The sequence below is a fragment of the Polaromonas sp. P3_C2 genome (assembly GCF_056402675.1).
The window spans coordinates 1-10,364 of record NZ_JBFUGX010000066.1 but is presented as its reverse complement, the minus strand read 5'-3'; the positions used below and the strand labels follow the sequence as shown (position 1 = coordinate 10,364).

Annotated in this window: 10 protein-coding genes and 1 pseudogene; 9 read left to right on the top strand and 2 right to left on the bottom strand. The window is 61.7% G+C overall.

The window, feature by feature from the left end:
- The 9 genes and pseudogenes from AC1DWI_RS04880 to AC1DWI_RS04840 all read left to right on the top strand — a co-directional run.
- Positions 1-1,167 (top strand): annotated as a pseudogene (locus AC1DWI_RS04880) (type VI secretion protein); the annotation flags it as partial.
- Positions 1,164-2,294, top strand: a complete 1,131-nt coding sequence (tssA, locus tag AC1DWI_RS04875) for a type VI secretion system protein TssA (RefSeq protein ID WP_477669973.1) — start codon at positions 1,164-1,166, stop codon at positions 2,292-2,294. The pseudogene AC1DWI_RS04880 and the gene tssA, both read left to right, overlap by 4 nt.
- Entirely contained in the window at positions 2,291-4,450 is a 2,160-nt protein-coding gene (locus AC1DWI_RS04870; protein ID WP_477724460.1) for a GNAT family N-acetyltransferase, read from the top strand. The genes tssA and AC1DWI_RS04870 overlap by 4 nt, the downstream gene beginning before the upstream one ends.
- A 29-nt stretch (positions 4,451-4,479) precedes the next feature.
- Positions 4,480-4,728, top strand: a complete 249-nt coding sequence (locus AC1DWI_RS04865; RefSeq protein WP_477669971.1) for a hypothetical protein — start codon at positions 4,480-4,482, stop codon at positions 4,726-4,728.
- A 13-nt stretch (positions 4,729-4,741) separates the two neighbouring features.
- Positions 4,742-5,413, top strand: a complete 672-nt coding sequence (locus AC1DWI_RS04860) for a hypothetical protein (RefSeq protein ID WP_477724459.1) — start codon at positions 4,742-4,744, stop codon at positions 5,411-5,413.
- 52 nt (positions 5,414-5,465) lie between these two features.
- On the top strand, positions 5,466-6,134 hold the full coding sequence (locus tag AC1DWI_RS04855) for a hypothetical protein (protein ID WP_477669969.1): 669 nt from the start codon (positions 5,466-5,468) through the stop codon (positions 6,132-6,134).
- Positions 6,135-6,362: 228 nt separating this feature from the next.
- Entirely contained in the window at positions 6,363-7,148 is a 786-nt protein-coding gene (locus tag AC1DWI_RS04850) for a hypothetical protein (protein ID WP_477669968.1), read from the top strand.
- A gap of 196 nt (positions 7,149-7,344) precedes the next feature.
- Positions 7,345-8,172, top strand: coding sequence for a hypothetical protein (locus AC1DWI_RS04845; RefSeq protein WP_477669967.1), 828 nt, complete (start codon positions 7,345-7,347; stop codon positions 8,170-8,172).
- A 60-nt stretch (positions 8,173-8,232) separates the two neighbouring features.
- The gene (locus AC1DWI_RS04840) at positions 8,233-8,517 is read left to right on the top strand and encodes a 7(1) septoil knot domain-containing protein (protein ID WP_477724458.1); all 285 of its coding nucleotides are present in this window, start codon (positions 8,233-8,235) and stop codon (positions 8,515-8,517) included.
- A gap of 4 nt (positions 8,518-8,521) precedes the next feature.
- On the opposite strand, the gene AC1DWI_RS04835 is transcribed toward AC1DWI_RS04840, so the two are convergent.
- Both AC1DWI_RS04835 and AC1DWI_RS04830 read right to left on the bottom strand, forming a co-directional pair.
- Positions 8,522-9,088 carry an SPOR domain-containing protein gene (locus AC1DWI_RS04835; RefSeq protein WP_477669965.1) on the bottom strand — a complete coding sequence of 189 codons (567 nt, stop codon included), beginning with the start codon at positions 9,086-9,088 and terminating at the stop codon, positions 8,522-8,524.
- A gap of 8 nt (positions 9,089-9,096) precedes the next feature.
- Positions 9,097-10,095 carry a sigma-54 interaction domain-containing protein gene (locus AC1DWI_RS04830; protein WP_477669964.1) on the bottom strand — a complete coding sequence of 333 codons (999 nt, stop codon included), beginning with the start codon at positions 10,093-10,095 and terminating at the stop codon, positions 9,097-9,099.
- Between the last annotated feature and the right edge of the window lie 269 nt (positions 10,096-10,364).

Below are 10,364 nucleotides of genomic sequence, written 5' to 3'. Positions count from 1 at the left end.
CAGGTACTCGCTGGCTACGCTGATCCTTTCGTGAATCTGTTGCGCAACACTGACGGCGTCAACGATGCGCAGCGCGACAACGCGCAAACCTTGCCGTACTGGAGTAATACGATCAATGAGGTCACCAGTTACGTGCAGTTCAAGGATCCGGGCAAGCAAGTCGGCGCGCTCGACACGCTTTTCCTCAAGACCATTGCCGATCTCACCTATGCGAACTGCGGCAAGGTGCTGGCGGCCTACCAGCCAGCCGACTACGGCAACGACATGTTCTCGGAGAGGCGGCGCGACCTGATTGCGCAACTGAATCTGCGCTGTGTCGATCGTCGTACCGAACAGGCAACCACTGCCTACGATGCCCTGGCCAAACGGTTCAACAGCCGGCTCAAGGGTCGGTTTCCGTTCGGCGAGACCAGCAGTCCGGACGCCTCGCTGGCTGAGGTACAGACCTTCTTCAGTGACTACGCGGCACAACGTGAATCGCTGCAACAGTCGCTGTCAAGCCTGAGCAGCCCTGGCTGGGTCGTTTCGGCACGCGGGTTCCTCAGTGAACTCGATGCAGCCGATCAGTTTCTGCGGCCAGGCTTGGGTATAGGCGCAGCACCGCAGCCTCTAAAGCTCGACATCACTTTCCGTGCGCTACCCCAGGAGTCGCCTGGCAGTGAACAGGTCGTGAGCTGGGTTGTGAGCTCAGGTTCACGGGTGGCGAGCTATCCGGGTGGAAAGCCGTCAACCGTGGATTGGAGCTACGGCCAGGTGCTCGCGCTTGATCTGAATTGGGCCGAGCTGTCTGTTTGGCGACCGGCTGCTTACCCGGCGCAAAGCGGCTACCGGGCCGAWGGCAGCACAGCTTCGTTTACTGAAAGCGGCAACTGGGCGCTGCTGCGCATGCTGCAGCGCTACCAGCCTGCGCCGGCACGACCGGCCGATCCCCTCAAGCCCGGCAAGGCATTGCTCGAATTCAGCGTGCCGATACAGCGCACGACCCAGGCGACACCCACAGCAGCCCCGGTTGTCACGACGGGCCAGGCCACGTTCTACCTCGGCTTGACCCTGTCTGGCACCGATCCGAAATCCCAGGCCAGTACCCGCCTGGTCTGGCCGGGACCTTTCCCCAAGTCTGCACCGCAGCGGCAAGATGTTTCCACGCAAAAGCGAGCAAAACCATGAACACTGAATTGATGACCCGATCACAGCGTTACTTCGGCGAACGGCTTGGATGTTCGCTCGAGACCCTGCTCGACCCGATCGACGCGGGCAATCCCGCCGGTTATTCGGTCAAAGGCAATGGTGTCTACAACACCATCCAGAACGCCAGACGCGAGGACGATGCGAGTTTGCCGTTGGGTCCGTGGGAGCACAAGCTCAAGCGAGCGGACTGGCCAGTGGTGAGCCGTGTCGCCACCGAGGCCCTTTGTTCCAAATCCAAGGACCTGCAGGTCGCTGCCTGGCTGCTTGAGGCCGAAGTGAACCAGCATGGGTTTTCTGCGATAGCTCCCAGCCTTTTGCTGCTTGATGGCTTGTTGCGTGATTACTGGGACGATCTCTACCCCCAGGACGCTGATTCCGGCGGCGAACACCGAGCCAACATCCTGCGTTCGCTCAACAACCGTTTGCCGTTTGTGCTCAAGCAGCTCGCCATGACTTCAACGGGCATGCATCGCAATTACAACCTCGCCGATTGGGAAGTTGCCATGCACCGCGAACGACTGGCCCCGGCCGCCGCGGCCGCAGCTAGCAGCGCTGATGAGGAGGAGCATGCCAGCACGGAAACGATCACTGCAGCGATGGCCGCGACGCCCCTGGCCTGGTATCAGGCGCTGCACCAGCAGTTGAATGATGCGCTGGGAGCGATGCAACTGCTCAGGGACAGCATCGACCGCCATTTCGCGGTGGACGGACCGAGTCTGTCGGCGCTGGCCGGCTTGCTGGCTCAACTGCACGCATTGGCCGAATCTGAGCTGCAGCGGCGCGGGATAAAGCTGGCGACGGTGAGCGGGGATTCCGAGCCGGGGCCTGGCACCGTTGCGGGGTCCGACGAAACGGTCATTGTGGGTGACCAGATGTGGGCCATCGATGACCGGCGCCAGGTTTACGCAATGTTGGAGCAACTGGTGGAGGCGTTGCTGAAGATGGATCCGCACAGCCCGGCGCCTTACCTGATACGCCGTGCGATCGAATGGGGACGGCTCAACACCGCAGAGCTCTACAAGGAAGTGTTTATCCGTCTTGGCGGCCAACTCAATATCTTCGAATTGGTAGGGCTTGAAACACCCGCAGCGCGGGAGGAAACATGATCGCATCATCTGAACCCCAAGGGCTTCTCGTACCGGTTTCCCTGGGGACTGATCCGTCGACCCCGTCAGTGGCGATGGATATCGCCGCTTCGGTCTGGAAAAACCTTTGCGAACTGCCGTCCCTTCTATTTAAGGAGCGTTCGGGCATTGCTGCCGCCCTGACCGGCCCGCGCTTGGGGCGCGCCTGGGCGCGTGCCGTAGTTATGTACTGGAGCAGGCTTGAACGCCTGGGCAGCCTGGATTTGTCGCAACCACTCTACATCCTGAACGTGGGTCCGGATGACGGCGCCCTGGCTGCGATGGTGTTGACCACTTTGCGCGATGAGATGCATGCCTGCGGCATGCTCGGCTGGCCCGTCCGGTATGTGCTGTGCCCGCTGGCCGGTGAAGAACCGGCACTGGCGCTGCTCAAACAGCCGGCACTTCAGCCTTTTGTCGCGCGCGGCTGGCTTGACCAGGCGAGCTGGCAGGCTCGGCGCGGCCACCCGCTTTTGCTCGGTGCGAACCGCTTTGCCCTGTTCGGGTCACGCAACCCGGTGGTCGCGATGACGGCAGGCGGGTTCTCCGCATTGCCGGCAGAACTGTACGGTGTGCACTACGGCGAACTATTGCAGGCGCGGGTTCAGGCGCAGCCAGGCAGCGAAGGCCGTTTTGCGCTGGTTTCCGAATGGCAGGCTTTGGCGGAGGATGAGCTTGCCTCAGCCGCTTCCGCGCTGCTGGGCCATTACCGCGCCAGCCTGATCAGTGCCACTGTTCTGCTTTCAAACGCCGCACTGTCCCTGCTGGATGCGCTTGCCRATTTTTCTGCCGGACGCTATTTGCTGCTGGCGGCAGACCAGGGAGTCGCCGATGAGCGGCAGATCAGGCTTAACTGCATGGCGCTTCCTGAACAACTCGCTCCTGGTGAACTGGGACTGCCGGTCAATTTCCATGCGCTTGGCATGCATCAGGAAAGCGCCGGCGCACATGTTGCGCATCTGGAGTGGGGCGCATCGGGATGCATTCAGCATATGGCCTGCCGCGACGATGCCATCGGCATGGATGCCGCAAGCTGGAGCAGTCTGGTCGAGACGGTAGATGAAGACCATCCAGCGGAGCGCTGGTGGCACGGGGCTCCCCACAGTCCTGTGGAGAGCGTTGACGAAATCAATTTTCGCCTTCGCTGCTCGGGTCATGATCCCTGGGCTCTCCAATCCATCCTCGACAGCCTTGATCTTCGCCTGCTGGACGCTGCGGACGAAGGTGCACTGCAAACACTGCACCGCAGCCTGACACGCACGTGGCAGCACATGACACAGCGTCAGCGTTGTGATGCCGGGACAGGCCTGGCACGCCTGCTGGTGCATGTGGGTCAGTGGGCGCTGGCGCGTGATGTGCTCGCCGAAACTCCCGACAGCGATTCGCCGACGGCTTCTCGCATCGATCAGCTGCTGCTGCGTGCGCGGCTGGAGGCGGAAACCGGGCGCAGCGCCACTGCATTGCGCGTCGTACGGGAATGTCTGCGCCTGGATGCCGGTCATCCTGAGGCACAAGGCATGCATGAGCTGCTGGAGCGCCGGCTGGCCAATTGGCAGGCCAGCAACTGGTATGAAGCCGACGCGCTGCGCGACGATGAGCTCTCGCTCGAGCCACTTGATGTCCTGCATATCCCGGCATGGCTGCATCAATACCGGGACCCGAACATCGCCGTGGTGGCCGGATTGCCGCCAATTACGTGTGAAGCAGAGGCGCAAACCTATCTTGCCCATGTAGGCGGCAGCGAGGGGACCGAATATGCAGTGGTTCACCGGAATTTAGGTTTTGTCGGTGCCGTCGGTTTGCGCCGCGAGGCCGATATGGCGCATATCCATTTCTGGATAGGTGTCGAGCATCAAGGCACTGGCTTTGGTGCGCGTGCGGTGCGGCTGCTGACGGCAAGCCTCGCCGGTGGCCCGGTGCGGCACCTGTTCACCTCGGTACACGAGGGCAACACGCGCTCGCACCGGCTGCTTGAAAAAGCCGGTTTTGACACGCTCGGGCACGAGTCGCGCGGCGACGATGTGGGTTACCGGTTCATGCACCTCGCGCTGCCTGGCGCGCTTGCCTGCACTCACGACGAACTCGAGCGCCGGCTCGCGGCCGTGTGCGAATGCATCGGGGAGCCGCTGGTGCGTTGACTCTGTTTTCAACCGAAGGAGAAGAAACCATGGAATGCAAAGGAAGGGTTGGAGAGATCGGCAAAAGCAAGCTCGAACCGGCGCGAAGCTGTCACCCGAAAGTCAAGCAGCCCAAGCTCGAGATCGGTAGCCATGCGCGGCAATTGACCTGCAAGAAGGCGTCATCGGGCGCATTGGTGGAGGTCGACCATATGAGCCCCGGCTCGTTGCATCAGGCAATCGGTTACTCGATGAAGGGCGGCGCCGCCTGGACCTTCCTGAAGCATTTTCAACCCTAACTGGAGATCGACCATGGCAGCCAGCCGCAAACGCAAAGCCGACCAGATCAGCAAGGACCTGCTTGGTCCTGCTCCTAGCAACTTCCCGCCGATCAAACGCGTGAAGCAGGAGCTCGGCACGTACACGCAGCAGTCGACTTATAAAAAAACACCGTCGAAAGCGTCGGTCGAGGTCGACCATATGAGTCCCGACTCGCTGCACCAGGCCCTTGGCAGCTCGCGCAAGAGCGGTGGCGGTGCATCGTTGAGCAAGCGGCTGCCGGCCGCTGCGATGAACAAGACCCAGCACAGGCGCAAGCTCACAACCGGTAGCGGCAACGCGGTCGAGGCGCATCGGGCCTATCTGCTCAATGCGCATCACGGGCAGGTACCGTTCGCCGGCCCCATGAACACAACCCAGGACCACTACGCGGCGGCGCTTGAGGTCGAGTTCCGTTCGACCGCGACGCCGTCCACCTTGTTCGGTCAACCGACGATTCACGATCCGCGGCCGTTCGATAAGCCGTCGCAGCAGGGAGTGGTGTCGAAACTCGATGCCGAATGGGGTATGGACCGGCAGCTCGACATGCTCAAGYGCATCCAGAACACCGGGCACATCACGGGCGAGCACGAACAGCACCTGATGGATGTGGTGACCGAGCAGCGTAGTGAACTGGCTGATCTCTATAAAACGCACGGCTTTTGACACGTGGCGCGGATAACCCCGCGTTTTTTCTTAACCCACCAGGAGTTTGACCATGGCATCGAGACGGTACACAGCGGACCAGACCGCCAAGGACAGGCTGGGCCCGGCGCCCAGCAATTATGGGCCGATACGCGGCCCCAAAAAAGTCATCGGCACGCACGCGCAGCAGTCGGTCTACAAAAAGACCCCATCGAAGGCACCGGTTGAGGTCGACCACATGAGTCCCGACTCCCTGCACCAGGCAGCCGGCAGTTCGAGGAAAAGCGGCGCCGGTGCTTCTCTGAGCAAACGCCTGCCGGCTTCGGCGATGAATAAAACGCAACACCGGCGCAAGCTCACGACCGGAAGCGGTGCAGTGGTCGAGCACCACCGCGCCTACCTGCTGAACGCTCATCATGGCCAGGTACCTTTCGCCGGCCCGATGGGCACGACGCAGGACCACTACGCGGCAACGCTTGAGGTCGAGTTCCGGTCAACAGCCACACCCGCGACGCTCTTCGGCAAACCGACGATTCACGATGCCCGTCCCTTCGATAACCCTTCGCAGCAGGGCGTGGTGCCTAAAAAGGACGCAGAGTGGGGTATGGACCGCCAGCTTGAGATGCTCACGCGCATCCGGAGCACCGGACATATCGATGCCACGCATGAAAACCATCTGAAGGACGTTGTCACCGAACAGCGCGCCGGCCTCGCCGACATGTACAAGCAGGCAGGAAAATGAGAGCGCGCATCGCGCCGGGCAGGTAAAGCATGGTATGGGCCAGGATGGCGCGTCGCGCCAATTTTGCGAGGGACGCCGCCTTCAAGCCGTCGACACGTCGCTATCTCGGCTCGCTGCCTGCTGCCGCCGTTGGCGCTGGCGCGGCGCGACTCCCCGGCTTGACCTCAGCAGCCTGCGCGAAATGGCCAATGACAAGACCCTGACCGAACCGCCGCTGAGCCCTGTCCGGTGGGTGGCTGGCCCGGGCTTCACATTCTGAACCTGAAAGGAAACATCATGCTACTCAGAAAGAAAAATGCCTCTGCGCAAAACCCGGGTCCGCAGCAGGGCGTGGGCGTGCCGCCAGCCGTGAAACCACCGACAAAGACCCAGCTGGCGGTCAAGCAGCGAGCGGCGCAGGGCCGAGCGCCGCTCGACCATTGGGACATGTTTGCCAACGTTATGGCCACGCGCAATGCGTTGCCGAAATCGCATCCGAGCCACCTGTCGCTACGTGCGGTTACAAAAGCCACCGCGACTGAAGTCCATCGGGCCACTGACGGCACACTGCCGATGCCCGACAAGGTCAAGGTGAGGGACGATGCCGGTCATGCTTCGACCGGTGGCGGCTACAGCGCCAAAAAGGACAGGACGAAGCCGATCACGCTGACGATGAAAAAAGGTTACGGAAAACGTGCGCTGGAAGAGATCACTCGTGACGAGAACACGGACAGCTTTCGCAAGCTCGTTCGCACTGTTGGTCATGAGATGACACACGTCGCGCAACGTAAAAGCCCGGCAGTCATGAAGGCCACGACCAGCCCGCAACGGGAAATGGAGGCCTACGGGTCGGAGATATTGAGTCATCCGCGGCTGCCTGCACTGCAGGGCCCACAGTTGCAGTCCACTGCCAAAAAATTCAGGAAGCAGGCGGCTGAAGTGACTGATCCAGGTGGCCATCTGTCTGCGGTTGAAGAAGACCGGCGCCGCCTTGTTGCGGCACAACTCGACACCGGCCGCGGCGTCGGCATGTAGATGGCGGGGAGAAACGGGGATTCAGGCCGTCTCAAACACAGCGCAACCGGCACGCTGGCCGTGCGGGCGGCTGCGCGGCCGTTGCGCTGCAGGGCACGAGCCCGGCATGCGGCAATTTTCGCAGTCCGGAGCCAGGTTACAGATACCGGTCGTGTCACCCGGGAAAAAATATGCACGTTTTCAGAGGGAGTAAACCATGGCATCCAAACGACAAACGCCAGCGCTGTCCAAGCCGGTCACAGCGCAGTCAGGCCCGAAGACGACGCGTACGGCATCGCCTTCCACCGCTGCTCCGCCGCGAGATCTCGTACATGCGACGATGACGGTCACAGCGCCAGGCGGAGGGCGCCTGACCGGCGGCAGTGATTCGCTTTCTGTGACGGGAAAAAACACCGCCTGGGCCAAAAAACCGGTCCCGGACGGAGGCGCCGGCGTGCCGAAATACCAGGCCCGCGTGGCCTATATGAAGGCCAACCACGCGGACCATCCGCTTGCACAAAAACTCATGGACCGGCATGTCCAGCAGACTCCGGCTGAGGACAAGCGCGGACTGTCCTGTGCAGAGGGCCACAGCCTTCTCGCTGCGCACCAGGAACTTAACCAGCGCGGCAACACCCATGCGGCGGCACACCTCGACGCGTTCACGGCCGGGCTGGTACCAGCCGTGCCGGCTTATGTGCCGGCAGCTGCACCGACCTTCGGCGCCAACACAAAAAATGCGCGCAAGAACCTGCTCATGAGCAAGTACCAGGCGGCCGAGGCGACACGCGTTGCGGAACATGGCACGCTCGTGCAGCAACGCCAGGCTACGCTCGACGGCCTTGCCAAAAGCATGACCGGCATGGACAGCTGGCACGAGTACGCGGCGAAGGAGTCGTCGTTCATGGCCTGGAACGACATCCAGCAGCACGGTGCGCTGTCCGATGTGCACCACCACGCCACCAGCGAGGTCAGCGCGGGTGACGCCATGGCGTATTGTGTGAAGTGCCGTGCCGAAGTCGCCGGCGGTCTGAAACACAAATGACCCCGATCCGGCAGACCGCTCGCCGGCGGCAGCAGGAAAACCCCGATCACAAAGAAATATATGCCGCGCATCTATGAATCCCCCACGATGGGTGACGYCGACATCCGTGTCGCGCTCGTCAGTGACCTCGGCCAGGCCGACCTTCTCGTGCACCGGGTTGGCAGCTGGGGCCTGGCCACCCGCCCGTGGCTTTGGTACATGGCCCCCAAGCAGGATGCGAACCTGTACGTTTACTTTTGCTCGCTTGGCATGGCACAGCTCGCGGTCTGCTATGTCGACACCTACGGCCAGGCTGGTTGGGTCAACAAACAGCAGCGGCACCCGGTAGCGCACTTGCTGCGCTGAGTTGTTATTTGGGTGGGGGCGGCAATGCGATGGTGCCCATATTGGGTGGCAGCCCGAGCTTGAGCGAGAGGTAGTTGCGTTGGGACAATGCCTCGTCCGCGCTGCCAAAACGCCCGACGGTGACCACTGACCATGAACCGCCCGCGGGCTCGCCCATCAGGACGACCGTGCTGGTGACACCTTGTGCCTGTATTGACGAAGCCAGCTGGCTGGCAGGCTGCGCCGTCGAAAACTGTGCCGCCTGCAGCGCGAAGCTGGGAGAAGCCGTGGCCACCGTCGGCAATATCAGGCTGGCCGCAGGCAGGGGTGACGATGCCGCGACGGCCGGCGCGCTTGCCGGGGCCGCAGCGACTGTAGAAGCGGCAGCGGCGGCTGGTGTGCTGCCAGGTGTTGCGGTTGGTGTGGAAGCCGCCCCTGTACCTGGAGTGGCACGGCCCGGGATTTTCGCTCCGATTTGTTGCGCTATTTTTGCCACACCTTCCTTGAATGAGGAAGGCGCAAGCAACCCGGCGGCGAAGACCACCATGCCGAATACCAGGGTTAACAGGACAAGGCCGTACTTCGCAAGCACGCTCGGACTCAGGCTTCACCGGCGCGGGTAGCGGTGGCGGCCTGGGCCCGGCTGGGGCTCAGGCTGTGTTTGCGCACCAGCCGTCCGAAAGCGCTGCGATCCTGTCCCGCGATCAGTGCCGCCTGAGTCAGGTTGCCGTTGGTTTGCATCAGCAAGCGGCTCACATACAGCCGCTCGAACTCCTTGACGGCCTGCTGCTTGGCTGTGCGAAAGACCGCCGGTTCGGCAGCGGGACGCTCGCCGCGGGGCTGTGACATTGCCTGGCTGATATCGACTTCGTTGCTGTCGCAGAGCAAGAAAGCTCGCTGGACAACATTCTCGAGCTCACGCACATTACCCGGCCACGTGTAGCTCTGGATAAATGCGATCGATGCCGGCGTCAGGCGAACCTGCGGCCTTCCATGATGGTGGCCGAGCCGCGTCAGGAAAATCCTGGCAAGTTCGATCCCGTCGTCGCCGCGCTCGCGCAGCGTTGGCAGATAGACCGATAACACGTTGATGCGATACAGCAAGTCCTTGCGAAAACGGCGTGCTTCGGCAAGCTCGTTGAGGTTGGCGTTGCTGGCCACGACGATACGAACGTCAGACTGTTTGGTCGAACTCCCGCCGACGCGGCGGTAACTGCCATCTTGCAGAAAACGCAGCAGCGCGGCTTGGGCCTTGAGGCTGAGCGCGTCGACCTCGTCAAGAAAAAGTGTGCCGCCGCCGGCTTCGCTGACAAGTCCGAGCGAGGCAACTTTTGCGTCAGTGAAAGCCCCACGCTCGTGACCGAAGAGCTCACTTTCAACCAGGGTTTCGGCCAGCGCCCCGCAATTGACCGGAACAAAAGCGCGGTCGGCCCTCTTGCTGCCGTAGTGAATGGCCCGTGCCACCATTTCCTTTCCRGTGCCTGTCTCACCCTCGACGAGAACCGCCGCATCAACTCTGGCGACACGCTCGATCTGCGTGCGCACTTTCGCCAGGGATTCTGAGGATCCCAGCAACTGGAAGCCGAATCTTGCACTCATCAACATCCCCCGTTTTATTGCGGCTACTTCAGGGGCTTCTGCCTGCTTTCGCGAGGAAGCAAGAAGAAACCGAGTGCCTGGAAGCGCAAACATAAGAGAATTGCCACCCCCTCACATCCTCCAATTGCAGGAGCAATTAGTACCGAAAATTCTTGATTGACCTGGCTGCTGAACTGCACTGAAGGCTGACGCAACTATTCACTGAATTCCAGCTTCAAACTTCTGTAAGCAGAATGTGTGAATTGCATTCGAGGTGCGGGGATGCACCC